The organism is Achromobacter sp. 2789STDY5608615 (genome assembly GCF_001298995.1).
Classification (GTDB): domain Bacteria; phylum Pseudomonadota; class Gammaproteobacteria; order Burkholderiales; family Burkholderiaceae_B; genus Achromobacter; species Achromobacter insuavis.
This window is the reverse complement of the sequence record NZ_CYTY01000057.1, coordinates 1-16,767: the sequence shown is the minus strand read 5'-3', so window position 1 is coordinate 16,767 and position 16,767 is coordinate 1. Positions and strand designations below refer to the sequence as shown.

17 protein-coding genes are annotated in these 16,767 nt (G+C 69.0%); 16 read left to right on the top strand and 1 reads right to left on the bottom strand.

Features of this window, described 5'->3' with window-relative positions:
- Positions 1-16 precede the first annotated feature (16 nt).
- The 11 genes from AOZ49_RS29015 to AOZ49_RS28965 all read left to right on the top strand — a co-directional run bounded on the left by AOZ49_RS29015 (position 17) and on the right by AOZ49_RS28965 (position 11,174).
- Positions 17-565 carry a hypothetical protein gene (locus tag AOZ49_RS29015; RefSeq protein ID WP_054434879.1) on the top strand — a complete coding sequence of 183 codons (549 nt, stop codon included), beginning with the start codon at positions 17-19 and terminating at the stop codon, positions 563-565.
- Positions 566-923: 358 nt separating this feature from the next.
- Positions 924-2,120 (top strand): urea ABC transporter substrate-binding protein, encoded by a 1,197-nt coding sequence (gene urtA, locus AOZ49_RS29010; RefSeq protein ID WP_054434877.1) that lies wholly within the window; start codon positions 924-926, stop codon positions 2,118-2,120.
- A gap of 64 nt (positions 2,121-2,184) precedes the next feature.
- Positions 2,185-3,090, top strand: a complete 906-nt coding sequence (gene urtB / locus AOZ49_RS29005) for an urea ABC transporter permease subunit UrtB (protein WP_054479301.1) — start codon at positions 2,185-2,187, stop codon at positions 3,088-3,090.
- A 4-nt stretch (positions 3,091-3,094) separates the two neighbouring features.
- Positions 3,095-4,141 carry an urea ABC transporter permease subunit UrtC gene (gene urtC / locus AOZ49_RS29000; protein WP_054434872.1) on the top strand — a complete coding sequence of 349 codons (1,047 nt, stop codon included), beginning with the start codon at positions 3,095-3,097 and terminating at the stop codon, positions 4,139-4,141.
- A 32-nt stretch (positions 4,142-4,173) separates the two neighbouring features.
- On the top strand, positions 4,174-4,935 hold the full coding sequence (urtD, locus tag AOZ49_RS28995) for an urea ABC transporter ATP-binding protein UrtD (protein ID WP_082380629.1): 762 nt from the start codon (positions 4,174-4,176) through the stop codon (positions 4,933-4,935).
- A 13-nt stretch (positions 4,936-4,948) separates the two neighbouring features.
- On the top strand, positions 4,949-5,638 hold the full coding sequence (urtE, locus tag AOZ49_RS28990; RefSeq protein WP_054479299.1) for an urea ABC transporter ATP-binding subunit UrtE: 690 nt from the start codon (positions 4,949-4,951) through the stop codon (positions 5,636-5,638).
- Between the two features lie 25 nt (positions 5,639-5,663).
- A complete protein-coding gene (locus AOZ49_RS28985; RefSeq protein WP_054434868.1) occupies positions 5,664-6,701 on the top strand; it encodes an aliphatic amidase in 1,038 nt (345 codons plus the stop codon).
- 61 nt (positions 6,702-6,762) lie between these two features.
- Positions 6,763-7,569 carry a CbbQ/NirQ/NorQ/GpvN family protein gene (locus AOZ49_RS28980; protein ID WP_197286799.1) on the top strand — a complete coding sequence of 269 codons (807 nt, stop codon included), beginning with the start codon at positions 6,763-6,765 and terminating at the stop codon, positions 7,567-7,569.
- A 2-nt stretch (positions 7,570-7,571) separates the two neighbouring features.
- Positions 7,572-9,299, top strand: coding sequence for a nitric oxide reductase activation protein NorD (locus AOZ49_RS28975; RefSeq protein WP_231690474.1), 1,728 nt, complete (start codon positions 7,572-7,574; stop codon positions 9,297-9,299).
- A 91-nt stretch (positions 9,300-9,390) separates the two neighbouring features.
- Positions 9,391-10,545, top strand: coding sequence for a transporter substrate-binding domain-containing protein (locus tag AOZ49_RS28970; RefSeq protein ID WP_054434864.1), 1,155 nt, complete (start codon positions 9,391-9,393; stop codon positions 10,543-10,545).
- 29 nt (positions 10,546-10,574) lie between these two features.
- Positions 10,575-11,174, top strand: a complete 600-nt coding sequence (locus AOZ49_RS28965; RefSeq protein ID WP_082380628.1) for an ANTAR domain-containing response regulator — start codon at positions 10,575-10,577, stop codon at positions 11,172-11,174.
- Between the two features lie 3 nt (positions 11,175-11,177).
- Here AOZ49_RS28965 and AOZ49_RS28960 read toward each other — a convergent pair whose 3' ends face one another.
- Positions 11,178-11,939 (bottom strand): maleate cis-trans isomerase family protein, encoded by a 762-nt coding sequence (locus AOZ49_RS28960; protein WP_054434862.1) that lies wholly within the window; start codon positions 11,937-11,939, stop codon positions 11,178-11,180.
- A 126-nt stretch (positions 11,940-12,065) separates the two neighbouring features.
- On the opposite strand from AOZ49_RS28960, the gene AOZ49_RS28955 reads away from it, so the two are divergent.
- From AOZ49_RS28955 to AOZ49_RS28935, 5 genes are all read left to right on the top strand, one after another.
- Positions 12,066-12,956: a LysR substrate-binding domain-containing protein gene (locus AOZ49_RS28955; protein WP_054434899.1), complete on the top strand. Its 891-nt coding sequence runs from the start codon at positions 12,066-12,068 to the stop codon at positions 12,954-12,956.
- 124 nt (positions 12,957-13,080) lie between these two features.
- Positions 13,081-14,049, top strand: coding sequence for a Bug family tripartite tricarboxylate transporter substrate binding protein (locus AOZ49_RS28950; protein WP_054479295.1), 969 nt, complete (start codon positions 13,081-13,083; stop codon positions 14,047-14,049).
- Positions 14,050-14,715, top strand: coding sequence for a 3-oxoacid CoA-transferase subunit A (locus AOZ49_RS28945; RefSeq protein ID WP_054479290.1), 666 nt, complete (start codon positions 14,050-14,052; stop codon positions 14,713-14,715). It begins immediately after the preceding gene.
- Between the two features lie 20 nt (positions 14,716-14,735).
- The gene (locus AOZ49_RS28940; protein ID WP_054479288.1) at positions 14,736-15,422 is read left to right on the top strand and encodes a 3-oxoacid CoA-transferase subunit B; all 687 of its coding nucleotides are present in this window, start codon (positions 14,736-14,738) and stop codon (positions 15,420-15,422) included.
- Between the two features lie 37 nt (positions 15,423-15,459).
- The gene (locus tag AOZ49_RS28935; protein WP_054479286.1) at positions 15,460-16,452 is read left to right on the top strand and encodes a Bug family tripartite tricarboxylate transporter substrate binding protein; all 993 of its coding nucleotides are present in this window, start codon (positions 15,460-15,462) and stop codon (positions 16,450-16,452) included.
- Positions 16,453-16,767 lie beyond the last annotated feature (315 nt).

Below are 16,767 nucleotides of genomic sequence, written 5' to 3'. Positions count from 1 at the left end.
TCACGAGGAGAATTCCATGCACGCATTCCTGTCGCAAACCCTGCGCGCCGCCGTCCTGGGCGCGGCGCTGTGCGCGGGCGCCGCGGCGCAGTCCGCCGCGCCGGCCGCGCCCGCCGCCACGGCATCGGCGCAAGCCGCGCCCGCCTGGGCCGCCGGCGAGTACCGTTGGACCCTGGACGACCGCAACGGCGAACCGCCCTACACCTTGCGGCTGTACGTGCAGCCGCTGCCATCGGGCGACTACGCGCTGACCGGCAGCCTGCTGCTGGACGACGCCGAACTCGGCGCCCACGGCTCGGCGCGGCTGCGCGACGGCAAGCTGGTGCTGGACCTGATCGCCAGCGGCGGCGTGCTGCAGGCGCCGATGGACGAGGGCAAGCGCCGTCTCTATCCCAAGGGCAAGGCGCCCGCGCGGGTGGACTCGGCCGGCTTCGCGACGATGCGCGCGCTGCTCGATCCGCAATCGCTCGAAGGCGTGGTGCAGCGCTACCAGACCAACGTCGTCACCGGCCACCACGTGCAGGGGCCGATGTACGCCAACAGCGTGATCCGCCGTATGCCCTAGTCCGGCCGCGAGGCCGCGTCCGGTAAGGGAAAATACGCATGGCATGAGGCCGTGCGCTTCTTCAGAATGCCTTCCAGACGCAAGATCGTCTTCCAATTTTCGCCGACTGCCAGTGTTGCCAGTCAGGCGTGGGGCAAAAAGGCCCGAGCCGGAGTTTCCGGCTCGGGCCTTTTCGTTTTCCGTTTGCACATCGTCTTCTTTCGAATGGCGCAACGACGCGCCGTGGGCGGAGCTTTGCCCGAAGCAAGGTGCATGACGGTCGGACGGTTGTCGTCGTGATGTGGCTGCCTCTGGTGACCGCCCAATCCCGGGCGGCCAGGCCGCAGGCTTGCCTTCGGAAACGCACAGGAGCGTATCGATGAGCGCATACAACCGCCGCCGCTTTTTGCAGCACAGTGGTTCCATGGTCCTGCTGGGCGCCACGTCGGGGATGGCCGCATTGCCCCGCGCCGCGTTCGCGCAGGACGCCACCGTGAAACTTGGCCTGCTGCATTCGCTGTCGGGCACCATCGCCATCGCCGAGGCGTCGCTGGTGGATGCCGAGAAACTGGCGATCGAGGAGATCAACGCCGCGGGCGGCGTGATGGGCCGCAAGATCGAGCCGGTGGTCGAGGACGGCGCCAGCGAGAACGCCGTGTTCGCCGAGAAGGCGCGCAAGCTGCTGGACCGCGACAAGGTGGCGGCCATCGTCGGCTGCTACACCTCGGCCTCGCGCAAGGCGCTGCTGCCGGTGCTGGCGCGCAGCAAGGGCCTGTTGTACTACCCGACCTACTACGAAGGGCAGGAGCAGGATGCGCGCGTGTTCTACCCGTCGCAGGAGGCCACGCAGTCGGTGATCGCGGCGGTCGAGTGGATGGCGCGCGAGAAGGGCAAGACGTTCTTTCTGGTGGGCTCGGACTACATCTATCCGCGCACCTGCAACAAGATCGCCAAGCCGGCCATCGCGCACATGGGCGCCAAGGTGGTGGGCGAGGAATACGCGCCGCTCGGGCACACCGAGTTCTCGTCCATCATCAACAAGATCAAGGCCGCCAAGCCGGAGTGCATCTACAGCACGGTGGTGGGCGGTTCCAACGTGGCCTTCTACAAGCAGCTGCGCGCGGCCGGACTGGACGGCACGCGCGTGGTGCTGCTGTCCACCGTGGTGTCCGAGAACGAGATCGAGGGCATCGGCAAGGACAACGCGGCCGGCTACTACGCCTGCATGGGCTATTTCCAGAGCCTGAAGAATCCGGCCAATGAGAAATTCGTCAAGGCCTTCAAGGCCAAATACGGGCAGGACCGCGTCATCGGCGACCCGATGGAGGTGGCCTACAACAGCGTCTACCTGTGGAAGCTGGGCGTGGAGAAGGCCGGTTCGTTCGATCCCGACAAGGTCATCGCGGCCTCGGCCGGCCTGACGCTGGAGGCGCCCGAGGGCACGGTGCGGGTGCACGAGAAGAACCACCACGTCTGGAAGAAGGTGCGGGTGGGCCGCGCGCGGCCCGACGGCCAGTTCGACGTGGTGTGGGAATCGGCCGACCTGATCGAACCCAATCCCTTCCCGAAGCTGTAGGACGGGCCCGCAGGACGCTGGCGGCCGCGCCGCCGGCGGTGGCAACGCGACATGGAACGCGATCATGAACATCGACATCGCCGCAATGCAGCTTTTCAACGGGATCAGCCTGTTCAGCATTCTGCTGCTGATGGCGATCGGCCTGGCCGTGGTGTTCGGCCTGATGGGCGTCATCAACATGGCGCACGGCGAACTGATGGCCATGGGCGCCTACACCACCTACCTGGTGTCGGTGGCGTTCCAGCACTGGGCGCCGGGGTGGATGGACATCTATCTGTTCGTGGCGATTCCGCTGGCGTTCCTGGTGACTTCGGCATTCGGCTACCTGCTGGAGCGCGGCTTCATCCGCTGGTTCTACAACCGGCCGCTGGACACGCTGCTGGCGACCTGGGGCCTGAGCCTGATCCTGCAGCAGGCCTACCGCTCGATCTTCGGCGCGCAGGAGGTCAGCGTGCCGCTGGCGTCGTGGCTGAGCGGGGCGTGGGAGCCGACGCCCGACCTGCAGTTTCCGCTGAACCGCATCTTCATCCTGGGCCTGACGCTGCTGGTGGCGATCGGCGTCTACCTGCTGCTGTACCGCAGCGCCTGGGGCCTGCGGGTGCGCGCGGTGACGCAGAACCGCGCCATGGCGGGGGGGGCCGTCGGCATCAACACGCGGCGGGTCGACGCGCTGACGTTCGCGCTGGGCTCGGGCCTGGCCGGCATCGCGGGCTGCGTCTTCACCATGATCGGCTCGACCAACCCCGGCACGGGGCAGCTGTACATCGTCGATTCCTTCATCGTGGTGGTGTTCGGCGGCGTGCAGAGCCTGCTGGGCACGGCGTTCTCGGGGCTGGCGATCGCGCAGTCGCAGACCACGCTGGAATACCTGATGAGCGGCTCGATGGCCAAGGTCACCATCCTGGTGCTGGTGATCGTGGTGCTGTACTTCCGCCCCAACGGGCTGTTCGCCACCAAGACGCGAGGATGACGCGATGAAGGCATTGCACCGCAGGACCGAAGAGATCGCGCTGGCGCTGGTGGCGCTGCTGATCCTGGCCGTGTTGCCGCTGACGCTGGATCCGTTCCGGCTCAACCTGGTCGGCAAGTACATGGCGTTCGCCTTCGTCGCCATCGGCATCGTGCTGACCTGGGGCTACAGCGGCGTGCTGAGCCTGGGGCAGGGCATCTTCTTCGGCCTGGGCGGCTACATGATGGCCATGTTCCTGAAGCTGGAGGCGTCCGCGCCCGACCTGCCCGATTTCATGGTGTGGAGCAGCGTCGACAGCCTGCCGGTCTGGTGGCTGCCGTTCCATTCGCTGGGCTGGACGCTGCTGCTGATCGTGGCCTTGCCCGGGCTGGCGGCGTACCTGTTCTCGCTGGCGATCTTCCGCAAGCGGGTCAGCGGCGTGTACTTCGCCATCGTGACGCTGGCGCTGGCCATGACGCTGACGGTGCTCATCATCGGCCAGCAGGGCGACACCGGCGGCGCCAACGGCATCACCGATTTCCGCACGCTGCTGGGCTGGGACATCGTCGGCGATGACGGCAAGCTGGTGCTGTACCTGATCGAGGCGGCGGCCCTTACGCTGGCCATGCTGGCGGCGCTGGCGATCGTGCGCAGCCGGCTGGGCAAGATCCTCATCGCCATCCGCGACCGCGAGGACCGCGTGCGCTTCTCCGGCTACGACACGGCGCACGTGAAGGCCTGCGTGTTCTGCGTGGCGGCGGTGTTGTCGTCCATCGGCGGCGCGTTCTTCACCTTGCAGGTAGGACTGATCTCGCCGGGGGCCATCGGCGTGGTGGCGTCGATCGAGATGGTGATCTTTGCCGCGGTCGGCGGCCGGCTGTCGATCCCGGGCGCGGTGGTCGGCGCGCTGCTGATCGGCTTTCTCAAATCCTATCTGTCCGAGACCTTCCCCGAGATCTGGCTGTATTTCCTGGGCGCGATCTTCATCGTGGTGGTGGTCGCCATGCCCAACGGCCTGGCCGGCGTGATCAGCCAGCTGCAGGCGCGCCGCGCCGCCGGAGGTGCGCGATGAGCGGCGCCCTGGATCTGACGGAGTCCCCCGCCATGGACATGCGCATCGACCGCCCCAGCGCCGGCGCCATCCTGAGCGTCGAGGACCTGACCGTGTCGTTCGACGGCTTTCGCGCCGTCGACGGCCTGAGCCTGAGCGTGGCGCAGGACGAGCTGCGTGTCATCATCGGCCCCAACGGCGCGGGCAAGACCACCCTGCTGGACATCATCTGCGGCAAGACCCGGCCGTCCGCCGGCCGGGTCATGTTCGAGGGCCGCGACCTGGTGCGCGTGGCCGAGTTCGACATCGTGCGCGCCGGAGTCGGCCGCAAGTTCCAGACGCCGTCGGTGTACGAAGACCTGACGGTGCTGGAGAACTTCGAGATCTCGCTGCCGAACGCGCATGGCGTGCTCCGTTCATTGCGGTTTCGCCGCACCGGCGAGGTGCGCGCCCGCATCGAGGCGATGGCGGCGCAGGTGTTCCTGGCCGACCGGCTGCTGGAAAAGGCCGGCCGCCTGAGCCACGGCCAGAAGCAGTGGCTGGAGATCGGCATGCTGCTGATGCAGGCGCCGCGCCTGCTGCTGCTGGACGAGCCGGTGGCCGGCATGAGTCCGCGCGAACGCGAGCAGACCGCCGAACTGCTGGCGCGCATCGCGCGCGGCAAGTCGGTGGTGGTGATCGAGCATGACATGGACTTCGTCAAGCGCATCGCCCACAAGGTCACCGTGCTGCACCAGGGCCGCCTGCTGAGCGAGGGCAGCGTGGCCGAGGTGCAGGCCGATCCGCGCGTGCTCGACGTATACCTCGGCCATTGACAGGGAGACCTCCGTGTTCCGCATCGACAAGTTGAATGTGAGCTACGGCGAATCGCATGTCATCCGCGACGTGAGCTTCGAGGTCGCGCCGGGTGAATCGGTGGCCATCATGGGCCGCAACGGCATGGGCAAGACCACCTTGCTCAAGGCGCTGATCGGCATGCTGCGTTCCGGTTCCGGCAGCATCCGGCTCGATGACGCCGAGCTGTCCGGACTGGAGAGCTACCAGCGGGTGCGCAACGGCCTGGCCTTCGTGCCGCAGGGGCGCATGATCTTTCCGTTCCTGACGGTCGAGCAGAACATCATGGCCGGCGCCGAGCGCAGCGGACTGAAGGCGGTGCCGGACTACCTGTACCGCTTCTTTCCGGTGCTGCAGGAGATGCGCCGGCGCAAGGGCGGCAACTTGTCGGGCGGGCAACAGCAGCAGCTGGCGATCGCCCGCGCGCTGATCTCCAATCCGCGGGTGCTGATCCTGGACGAACCGACCGAGGGCATCCAGCCTTCCATCATCAAGGACATCGCGCGGGCGCTGAACGCGCTGCGCGAGGAGCGCGGCTTCGCCATCGTCGTCTCCGAACAGATGCTGGGCTTCGCGCTCGACCTGGCCGACCGCTTCCTGGTCATCGACCGGGGCCGCATCGTGCACGAGGCCGGCCGGGCCGGCGTGGACCAGGACAAGATCAGGTCTTTCCTGACGGTATGACCGTCAACCAACGAGGAGCATTGTCATGAGACACGGAGATATCTCCAGCAGCAACGATTGCGTGGGCGTGGCCGTCGTGAACTACAAGATGCCGCGCCTGCACACCAAGGCCGAGGTGATGGACAACGCCCGCAAGATCGCCGACATGGTGGTGGGCATGAAGCGCGGCCTGCCCGGCATGGACCTGGTCATCTTCCCCGAGTACTCGACCCACGGCATCATGTACGACGCCAAGGAGATGTACGACACCGCCTCGGCCATTCCCGGTGAGGAGACCGCCGTGTTCGCCGACGCCTGCCGCCGCGCCAACGTCTGGGGCGTGTTCTCGCTGACCGGCGAGCGCCACGAGGAACACCCCAACAAGGCGCCCTACAACACGCTGATCCTGATGAACAACCAGGGCGAGATCGTGCAGAAGTACCGCAAGATCATGCCGTGGGTGCCGATCGAGGGCTGGTACCCGGGCGACTGCACCTACGTGTCGGAGGGCCCCAAGGGCCTGAAGATCAGCCTCATCATCTGCGACGACGGCAACTATCCCGAGATCTGGCGCGACTGCGCCATGCGCGGCGCCGAGCTGATCGTGCGCTGCCAGGGCTACATGTACCCGGCCAAGGACCAGCAGGTGATGGTGTCCAAGGCCATGGCGTGGATGAACAACGTCTACGTGGCGGTGGCCAACGCCGCCGGCTTCGACGGGGTGTACTCGTACTTCGGCCATTCCGCCATCATCGGCTTCGACGGCCGCACGCTGGGCGAATGCGGCGAAGAGGAAATGGGCATCCAGTACGCCGAGCTGTCCACCAGCCTGATCCGCGACGCGCGCAAGAACATGCAGTCGCAGAACCACCTGTTCAAGCTGGTGCACCGCGGCTACACCGGCAAGATCAATTCCGGCGAGGAGGCCACCGGCGTCGCCGCCTGCCCCTACAACTTCTACGCCAACTGGATCAACGACCCGGAGGGCACGCGCAAGCAGGTCGAGTCGTTCACGCGCTCGACCGTGGGCACGCCGGAATGCCCGATCGACGGCATTCCCAACGAGGCGCCGCAACACCGCTAGTTCCCTTTCGTTCGCCAGGTCCGGCCGCGCGCCGGCCGGACCGCTGCACAGGACCCGTACCGTGGCCGCTCCGCTCGACTCCTACCGGATTGCGCAAGAACCGTACTACCGTCCCAGCGGCCGCGAGGCCGAGCTGTACGCGCATGCCTATGCGCACCGGCTGCCGCTGATCCTGAAAGGCCCCACCGGCTGCGGCAAGACGCGCTTCGTGGAATACATGGCCTGGAAGCTCGGCCGGCCCCTGGTGACGCTGGCCTGCAATGAGGACATGACCGCCTCCGACCTGGTCGGCCGCTACCTGCTGGACGCCGAAGGCACCGCCTGGCACGACGGCCCGCTGACGCTGGCGGTGCGCCACGGCGGCATCTGCTACCTGGATGAAGTGGTCGAGGCGCGCCAGGACACCACGGTGGTGATCCATCCGCTGACCGACGCGCGCCGCATCCTGCCGCTGGACAAGAAGGGCGAGGTGGTCCACGCCCATCCCGACTTCCAGCTGGTGGTGTCGTACAACCCCGGCTACCAGAGCAGCGCCAAGGACCTCAAGCCGTCGACGCGGCAGCGCTTTGTCGCGCTGGATTTCGACTATCCCGACGCCGAGCACGAAGCGGCGATCGTGGCGCACGAGGCCGGCATCGACGCCGGCCTGGCGCGCCGGCTGGTGCGCATCGCGCACAGTTCGCGCGAGCTCAAGCACCATGGCCTGGACGAGGGCGTGTCGACCCGCATGCTGATCTACGCCGGCGTGCTGATCCGCGACGGCGTCAGTCCGGCCGAGAGCTGCGACATGACCATGACCCGCGCCCTGACCGACGATCCCGACATGGCGGCGGCGTTGCGGGCGCTGATCGACGCCAACCTGGAATGACGATGCGCGGCCTGCATTCGCCGGGGCAAGGGGAGGGCGCGGCGGTCGCGCGCGTGCGTTCGGCCGCGCGAGATCCCGCCGAGCCGGAACTGTCGTGGCTGTTGTGCGGCCTGGCCGGGCGCGCCATGGCGGTCGAGTCGCTGGATCCGGCGGCGGCCGGCGCGTCGCCGCGGCCGGTGCTGACGGCCACGCATCTGTTGCTGCCGGCGGGCGCGCCGGGGGAGCCGGTGGCGGGCGCCACGGCGCGCGTCGATGCGCCGGACGCCGCCGCGCTGCGCCGCGCCGCCGTGGCCCACGCGGCCGCGCACCTGCTGTATTCACCGGCCGCCCAACCCGTGGCCAGCCTCAAGCCGATGGGCCTGGCGGTGGTGTCCGCCGTCGAGGACGCACGCGTGGAGCGCGTGCTGGCGGCGCTGTATCCCGGCGTGCGGCGCTGGTTCCGTCCGTTCATCCCGCCGCCGCCCGATCCGACCGATCTGAGCTTTACCGCGCTGGTGCGGCGCCTGTGCCGCCTGCTGATGGATCCCGCGCTGCGCGACGACAACCATTGGGTCAACAAGGCGCGCGACCTGTTCGAGGCGCAGGCCGCGGCCGACCTGGCGGACATCGCCGCCTTCCGCCGACTGGCCTCGCTGCTGGCCAACGACCTGGGCCAGATGCGGGTGCGCTTCAACCCGCTGCAGTACGTGGTGCCGGTGGCCTACCGCGACGACAACAGCTACCTGTGGGACTACGGCGACGCCGCCGAGCCGCCGCCCGCGCTGGCCCTGGGCAGCCAGGGCGCGGCGCCGCAGGCGCGCGAGGCGGCGCCGGGCGAGACCCAGGCGGAATCCGATGAGGACGTCGAGCTGGGCCGCTACGGCTATCCGGAATGGGACTACCGGCTGGCGCGCGGCCGGCCGGACTGGTGCACCGTGATCGAACGCCTGCCCGGCTGGCGCGCCGACGCCGCGCCGTTGGCGGGATTGCGCCAGCCGCGACTGGCGCTGCCGCGCGCGCGCCGCCTGGACCGGGCGCGGCGCCTGCGGCGGCAATGGGAGGGCGATGACATCGACCTGAACGCCGCCATCGAAGTCATGATCGACCGGCGCCTGGACCTGGCGCCGGACGCGCGTTTCTTCCAGCGGCCGGGCAGCCAGCCCGGCGTCTGCAGCACGCTGGTGCTGCTGGACCTGTCGGCCTCGGCCAACGACCCGGCGCCGCAGGATGGCGCCACCGTGCTCGACCTTGAAAAGCGCGCGGCCGCGCTGCTGGTGGGCGCGGTGGCCGAGAGCGGCGACCGCATCGCGGTGCACGGCTTCTGTTCGGACACGCGCGCGGCCGTTCACTACTACCGCCTGCTGGATGCCGGCGCGCCGCCCACGGACGCGGCCCTGGGCCGCATCGCGGCGGCCCGGGCCCGCTATTCCACGCGCCTGGGCGCGGCGCTGCGCCATGCCGGCGAGCTGGCGCTGCGCGCGCCCGGCGAACGCCGCGCCCTGATCGTCGTCACCGACGGCGCGCCGTCCGATATCGACGTGCACGACCCGCGCTACCTGGTGGAAGACGCGCGCGAAGCGGTGCTGGCGCTGCGCCGCCGCGGCCTGCGGGTGCAATGCGTGGCGCTGGACGCAAAAGCCGAACCCCAGCTGCGGGCGATGTTCGGATTCCGCGGCTACCGCATCGTGCAGAACGCGGCCGCGTTGCCGGCCGCGCTGGCGCATGGCTACAGCCGCGCGACGCTCGGCTGACCCCCAGGAATCCACGTGTTGACGCCGCGCGCGCCTATGCTGAAACTGATCACCTCGACCGATTGACCTCTGTGCGGCGGTTCCTCCGACCATGGCAAACAAAGATCCTATCCGCGTGGGCGTGTTGTTCTCTGAAACGGGGGCCACATCGACCATAGGCCGTTCCCAGTTGCAGGGCACGCTCCTGGCGATCGACGAGATCAACGAGGCCGGCGGCGTCGACGGCCGCGAGATCGTGCCGGTGCGCTACGACCCGCGTTCCGACCCGGCCACCTACAGCGTGCTGGCCGAACGGCTGATCACCCAGGACCGCGTCAACGTCATCTTCGGCTGCTACATGTCCAGCAGCCGCAAGGCGGTGCTGCCGGTGGTCGAGAAATGGAACCGGCTGCTGTTCTACCCGACGCTGTACGAGGGCTTCGAGTTCTCCAACAACATCATCTACACCGGCGCCGCGCCCAACCAGAACAGCGTGCAGCTGGCGGAATTCATGACCGCCAACTTCGGCGCCCGCGTCTACCTGATCGGCTCGGACTACATCTATCCCTACGAGTCCAACCGCATCATGCGCGAGCTGGTGCTGCAGCGGCAGGACAGCGCCAAGCTGGGCGAACGCTACGTGCCGCTGACCGCGACCGAGCGCGACTACCGCGAGATCCTCGACGACATCCGCAACAAGCGCCCCGACTTCATCTTCTCGACCGTGGTGGGCAACTCCACCGCCTGCCTGTACCGCGCCTACGCCGACGCCGGCTTCGATCCCAAGACCATGCCGATCGCCAGCCTGACCACCTCCGAGGCCGAGATCTCGCAGATGGAGCCCGAGGTGGCGGCCGGGCACTTCACGTCGGCGCCGTATTTCCAGTCGATCGACTCCGAGGTCAACCACCGTTGCCTCGAACGGCTGCGGCGGCGCTTCGGCCAGGACTGCGTGCCCAACCTGTGCTGGGAGGCCGCGTACTTCCAGATGCACATCTTCGCCAACGCCTACCGCGACACCGGCACCGACGAGATCGCGCAGATCCTGCCGCGCGTGCTGCAAAGCGAATTCCAGGCGCCGCAGGGCCGCGTGCGCATCGATCCCACCAACCACCACACCTGCCTCTATCCGCGGGTGGGGCGGGTCAACGGCAAGGGCCAGTTCACCATCGTGCGCGAGGCCACCCGGCCGGTGCATCCCGATCCGTACCTGGTCACCCATTCGCTGGGCGACTGGACGGCGACCCTGAGCTCGCTGGAGATCTGACGGTGGAGCCGGCCAGCCGCCTGCGCGTGATGCGCGCGACGCCTTCGTTGCTCAAGGACCTGCGCACCCTGCGTATCGCCGTCTACCACCCGGACGACGCCGATGGCAGGCAGCTGACGCAGCAGCTGCAGCGCATCGGCTGTCAGGTGCAGACCTTCTGGCCGCCCGCGCCGACCCTGCCCGAGGGGCTGGACGCGGTGTTCCTGGCGGTGCGGCCGGACGTCATCGACCTGGGCTTTGAATGGGCCAAGAGCGACGACGCGCCGATGGTCATCGCCATCGTCACCTACGAGAACCCGACCATCGTCGAGGCGGTGCTGCGCATCGGCGCCAAGGCGGTGCTGCCGTCGCCGGTGAGATCGTTCGGCCTCTTGTCCACCCTGGTGGTGGCGCGGCAGGTCGACGACGACATCCGCTCGCACGCGCGCCGGCTGCGCAAGCTCGAAGGCAAGCTGCTGGGCGCGCGCCGCATCGCCGAAGCCAAGAGCATCCTGATGCGCACGCGCAACGTGACGGAAGGGCAGGCCTACGACCTGATCCGAGAACAGGCCATGAACAAGCGCGTCACCACCGAGGAAATCGCCGGCGCCATCGTCAACGCCAACGAGATCCTGTCGCTTGGCAAATAGCGCTCAGTACTTGCCGGTCAGCAGTTCGCCGGCGTCGGGCACGCGCGTTTCCAGGTCCAGCACCTTGAGCATGCGATAGACCGTGGCCGCGGCGGCGGTCACCACCGGCAGGCCCAGGCGGTCCTGCACCGGCTGGATCGACGCCAGCGACGGCATCTGCACGCAGGCCGACAGCACCACGGCGTCGACGCCGCGCGTGTCCAGGCGCGCGACATGGCTGGCGGGCGCCATCGGGTCCTGCGCGCCCACCTTCAGGTTGTCGGCGATCTCCAGCGACAGGCTGTCGTGCACTTCGATGCCTTCGTGCTCGATGTAGTCCACCACCAGCTTGGTCAGCGGCTTCATGTAGGGCGTCAGGATCGCGACCTTGCGCGCGCCGATGGCGTGCAGTCCCTCGACCAGCGCGCCGGCGCTGGAGACGATGGGCGCGGGCGCGCCATTGTCCACGGTGGCCTGGTGCAGCCGTTCCTGCGAGGCGCGGTGGTAGCCCAGGCCCTGCGCCATGATGGCCACCAGGCAGGCGTAGCCCAGCACGTCGACGCGCGCGTCCGACAGTTCCTGCGCGCAGCGGTCGGACTCGCGGTCCATCGAGGCCAGCTCGGCCGCCGTCACCTGCTTCATGCGCATGCGGCTGGAGTGGAAGGTGAAGCGTTCGGGCGCGATGGTCTCGCGCCGGCGCAGCATGGCGGGGATCTCCGTTTCCATGGTGGTGTTGGAACTGGGAACGATCTGGCCGATGCGCAGGACGCGGGGCGACTGGGTCATGGCGGGTCTCCGGTAAGCGTTGTCAGCGCCCGGGTGGACGCGAGAAGCCGATTCTGCTCGCCGCGAACGATAGTTTCCAATATAGTTTTTGTCTGGTTTCATATCTTTCGCAAATCATTGGCCGCCATGGAAATCCGCCAACTCCGTTATTTCGCCGTGCTGGCCGAAGAACTCAACTTCACCCGCGCCGCCGCCCGGCTGCATATCTCGCAGCCGCCGCTGAGCCTGCAGATCGCCCAGCTCGAGCGCGAGCTGGAGGTCAGGCTGTTCGACCGCACCAACCGGCGGGTGACGCTGACCGAGGCCGGCGCCGCGTTCCTGAACGACGTACGCGCCACGCTCGCCGGCCTCAAGGACGCCACGGTGCGGGCGCGCGCCGTCGACCAGGGCAGGGCGGGGCGGGTCGAGATCGGCCTGTCAGGCTCTCACTTCCTGGGGCCGGTGCCGGCGCTGATCGCGCGTCATGCGCAGACCCACCCGCAGGTGTCGGTGCTGCTCAACGAGATGAATCCCGCCGCGCAGCTGGACGCGGTGCGCGGCCACCGGATCGACGTCAGCATCTCGCGCACCGCCGTGGACGACGACGAACTGCAATCGCTGGCGCTGTGGCCCGATCCGGTGGTGGCGGCCCTGCCGCCCGGGCACCGCCTGGCCGGGCGCAAGCGCCTGGCGCTGGCCGACCTCAGGCAGGACGCGTTCGTGATGCTGCGCACCGAGACCTCGGCCTTCGCCCGCGAGCTGGCCGATACCTGCGCCCGCGCCGGCCTGGCGCAATCGGTGGCGCAGCGCGTGGCCGAAGTGCCGGCGCAGCTGGCGCTGGTGGCGGCCGGGCTGGGCGTGGCCCTGGTGCCGGCCTCGGCGTGCGGCCATTTCGGCGCGCGCATCGTGGTGTGCGCGCTGCCGGCCGCGGTCGGCAGCGGCACGGTCTACGCGGTCACGCGGCGCGACGACGGCAACCGCGCACTGCAGGCGTTCCTGCGCACGGCGGCGCAGATCGCGGCGCGCCCGCCGCGCTGAAACGATGCGCTCTTTTGCGCAGGCGAAGCCGCTCCTCCAGATTCCGGAATAGGCATTTCAAGGCATCGCGGCCACACTCTCCCGCACAAGTTGATTCGCACCAGGATCACGCAGGGAGACAAGCATGCCGCACCCGCAACGCTGGCTGGCCGCCAGCGCGCTGTCGCTCGCCATGGCGGGTCCCGCCCTGGCGGCGTGGCCCGAACGGCCCATCACCCTCATCGTGCCGGCTTCGCCCGGCGGCACCACCGACATCGCGGCGCGCCTGATCGCCGACAAGCTGGCCACGAAGCTGGGCCAGCAGGTCATCGTCGAGAACCGCGCCGGCGCCGCCGGCATCATCGGCGCGCAGACCCTGGCGCGCGCCAAGCCTGACGGCTACACGGTGCTGATGGGCAACATCGGCCCCAACGCCATCAACTACGCGCTCTACAAGGCGCTGCCCTACAAGCCGGCCGACTTCGCGCCGGTGACGCTGGTGATTTCCGTGCCCAACGTGCTGGTGGTCAACGAGGCCTCGCCCGCGCACAGCGTGGCCGACCTGCTGGCGCTGGCGCAGCGGGACCCGGGCAAGGTGTCGTTCGGCAGCTCGGGCAGCGGCCAGTCGCCGCACCTGTCGGCCGAGCTGTTCAAGCAGCGCGCCAGCATCGGCGGCACGCACGTGCCCTACAAGGGCGCGGGCCCGGCGGTGGCGGCGCTGTTGGGCCAGCAGTTCACCTTCATGATCGACAACCTGCCCAGCTCCATGCCCTATATCCAGTCGGGCAAGCTGCGCGCGCTGGCCGTCACCAGCGCGCGGCGGCTGGCGGAATTGCCCGACGTGCCGACGATGGCCGAGGCCGGCGTGCCCGACATGGTCGTCACCGCCTGGTTCGGCCTGGTGGCGCCGGCCGGCACGCCCGCCACCGTCGTCGACACGCTCTATGCGGCCACCCGCGACGTGGTGCGCAGCCCCGATATCGCCGAGCGCTTCCGCGCCATGGGCGGGCAGGCCGGCGGCAACACGCCGGCCGAGTTCGCCGCCTTCATCGACCAGGAACGCACGCGCTGGAAACAGATCGTGGACGCCGCGGGCATCGCGCAGGAGCAATAAGTGATCGACAAGATTCAGGCTTGCATGAGGGACGCCGTGGCCGTCATTCCCGACGGCGCCAGCGTGCTGGTGGGAGGCTTCGGCGAGGCCGGCGTGCCGTACGAACTGCTGCACTGCCTGGCCGAGCTGGGCCGGCGCGACCTGACCCTCATTGCCAACAACGCCGGCACCCATGACCGCGGCATCGCCGCGCTGCTCAACCGGCGGCAGGTGCGCAAGATCATCTGCTCGCATCCGCGCCCGCCCAATTCCGAGGCCTTCGCCCGCGCCTTCCGCGCCGGCGAGGTGGAACTGGAATGCGTGCCGCAGGGCACCCTGGCCGAGCGCCTGCGCGCGGCCGGCGCCGGCCTGGGGCCGTTCTACACGCCCACCGGCTACGGCACCGAGCTGGCGCAGGGCCGCCGCCAGGAGGTGATCGACGGCGTCGGCTACGTGCTGGAACAGCCGCTGCGCGGCGACTACGCGCTGATCCGCGCGCACCGGGGCGATCGCTGGGGCAACCTGATGTATCGCCATGCCGCGCGCAATTTCAATCCGGTGATGTGCATGGCCGCCGGCCACGCCATCGCCCAGGTCGACGAGGTCGTGCCGCTGGGCGCCTTCACGCCCGAGCACATCATGACGCCCGGCCTGTTCGTGAAAACCGTGGTGCGGGTGGAGACCTGACATGCCGACGATCACCCCCCATGACCCGCCAGCAGGTCGCGCAACTGCTGGCCGGCGATATCCCCGACGGCTCGGTCGTCAACCTCGGCATCGGCATGCCGACCCTGGTCGGCGACTACCTGCCGCCTGACAAGGACATCCTCTTGCACAGCGAGAACGGCATCACCGGCATGGGGCCCGCCGCGGCCGGCGACGCCGTCGATCCGGACCTCATCAACGCCAGCCGGCAGCCCATCACCCTGCTGCCGGGCGCTTCCATCACCGAGCACACCGTGTCGTTCGCCATGATGCGCGGCGGCCACCTCGACTACGCCGTGCTCGGCGCCTTCCAGGTCTCGGAACGCGGCGACCTGGCCAACTGGAAGACCGACGCGGCCGACGCCATTCCCGCCGTCGGCGGCGCCATGGACCTGGCGGTCGGCGCGCGCCAGGTGCTGGCCATGATGGAACACCGCGGCCGCGACGGCGCGCCCAAGATCCTGCGCCAGTGCCGCTACCCGTTGACGGGCGCGGGCGTGGTCACCCGCATCTACACCGACCTGGCCGTGATCGACGTCACGCCCGACGGCCTGCGCGTGCACGCCATGCTGCAGGGCGTCAGCGCCGAGGCGCTGCAGGCCGCCACCGAAGCGCCCTTGCGGTTTGCCGACACGCCATCGGTCATCGCGCTCGATGCCGCCGGCGCGCCGCGCTACGTCAGCGGCTGAGGCAACCCGCCCTGTCCGAGCCATTCCGGAGTCCGCCATGCACCGTCCCGTCCTAGCCGTCCTGGCAACCGCCAGCCTGTTGTTCGCCGCGGCGACGACCGTCCGCGCACAGCCCGCGGCGGCAACACCCGCCGGCGCCTACCCCGACAAGCCCATCACGCTGCTGATCCCGTACCCGCCCGGCGGCAGCGCCGACATCCTGGCCCGCCCGCTCGGCGCGGCCCTGCAGAAGAAATGGAACCAGCCCGTGGTGCTGGAATACAAGCCCGGCGCCGGCGGCGCCATCGCCTCGTCGCAACTGGCACGCGCCAGGCCCGACGGCTACACCCTGCTGATGGTCCTGGCCGCCCACGCCATCAACCCCAGTCTCTACCCCTCGCTGCCCTACGACACCCGCCGCGACTTCGCCCCGGTCTCCCTGGTGGCGACCCTGCCCATGCTGGTCTCGGCCCCGCTGTCCACGCCCGCCAACAGCATCCCCGAACTCATCGCCTACGCCAAACAGCATCCTGGCAAGCTCAGCTTCGCCTCCGCCGGCAACGGCAACACCAGCCACCTGGCCGCCGAAATCTTCAAGCACCGCACCGGCACCGACATGCTGCACGTCCCCTACAAAGGCAGCGGCCCCGCCGTCGTCGCCCTGCTGGGCGGCGAAGTCTCGCTGATGTTCGACAGCATCTCGACCTCGCTGCCCCAGGTCCAGTCCGGCAAACTCAAGGCCCTGGCCGTCACCGGCGAACACCGCTCCCCCTTGCTGCCCGACGTTCCCACCGTCGCCGAAGCCGTCCCCGGCTTCGTCATCAACGGCTGGTACGGCATCCTGGCCCCCGCCGACACGCCACCCGCCATCCTCGACACCCTCAGCACCGCCATCGCCGCCGCCATCAACACCCCCGACCTGAAGGCCCAGCTGAACAGCTACGGCTACGAAACCGTAGGCTCCACCCCCGCCGCCTTCGCCGACCACATCGCCAAGGAACTCGACACCTGGAAACAAGCCGTCGAAGTCTCCGGCGCCAAACTGAACTGACCCGGCAGGGCGCCTGGCGCCCACCGCGCGCAACCGGAAAAACCACCGCGCGCGCGACAGCGTCATCACAAATCGCAAGACACCACGTAAGCCGCAAAAGGCCGCCCGCGCGGCCGTCTTGCGGCGGGCCCCGCAAGATCCTCCCCACCCCGCACCTTGACGGCAAGAACGCCAAGCAAACAGCTCGCCCCAGCACCGGCCGTTAAGTCTCAACGCGAGCGTGTGGCGGGGCAGGCGGGGGAGGACGGGGCGTGTAGATGCGCCCGAGGGAATCTGAAGGAACAGCCGAAGGCTGTGACGAAGATGACGAAGGGG

Coding starts and splice junctions, on each gene's coding strand:
- AOZ49_RS28970 (WP_054434864.1), top strand. CDS start 9,391: ATGGCAAACAAAGATCCTATCCGCGTGGGCGTGTTGTTCTCTGAAACG.
- AOZ49_RS28965 (WP_082380628.1), top strand. CDS start 10,575: ATGCGCGCGACGCCTTCGTTGCTCAAGGACCTGCGCACCCTGCGTATC.
- AOZ49_RS28975 (WP_231690474.1), top strand. CDS start 7,572: ATGCGCGGCCTGCATTCGCCGGGGCAAGGGGAGGGCGCGGCGGTCGCG.
- AOZ49_RS28950 (WP_054479295.1), top strand. CDS start 13,081: ATGCCGCACCCGCAACGCTGGCTGGCCGCCAGCGCGCTGTCGCTCGCC.
- urtD (WP_082380629.1), top strand. CDS start 4,174: ATGGACATGCGCATCGACCGCCCCAGCGCCGGCGCCATCCTGAGCGTC.
- AOZ49_RS29015 (WP_054434879.1), top strand. CDS start 17: ATGCACGCATTCCTGTCGCAAACCCTGCGCGCCGCCGTCCTGGGCGCG.
- urtA (WP_054434877.1), top strand. CDS start 924: ATGAGCGCATACAACCGCCGCCGCTTTTTGCAGCACAGTGGTTCCATG.
- AOZ49_RS28935 (WP_054479286.1), top strand. CDS start 15,460: ATGCACCGTCCCGTCCTAGCCGTCCTGGCAACCGCCAGCCTGTTGTTC.
- urtB (WP_054479301.1), top strand. CDS start 2,185: ATGAACATCGACATCGCCGCAATGCAGCTTTTCAACGGGATCAGCCTG.
- urtC (WP_054434872.1), top strand. CDS start 3,095: ATGAAGGCATTGCACCGCAGGACCGAAGAGATCGCGCTGGCGCTGGTG.
- AOZ49_RS28940 (WP_054479288.1), top strand. CDS start 14,736: ATGACCCGCCAGCAGGTCGCGCAACTGCTGGCCGGCGATATCCCCGAC.
- AOZ49_RS28985 (WP_054434868.1), top strand. CDS start 5,664: ATGAGACACGGAGATATCTCCAGCAGCAACGATTGCGTGGGCGTGGCC.
- AOZ49_RS28960 (WP_054434862.1), bottom strand. CDS start 11,939: ATGACCCAGTCGCCCCGCGTCCTGCGCATCGGCCAGATCGTTCCCAGT.
- AOZ49_RS28955 (WP_054434899.1), top strand. CDS start 12,066: ATGGAAATCCGCCAACTCCGTTATTTCGCCGTGCTGGCCGAAGAACTC.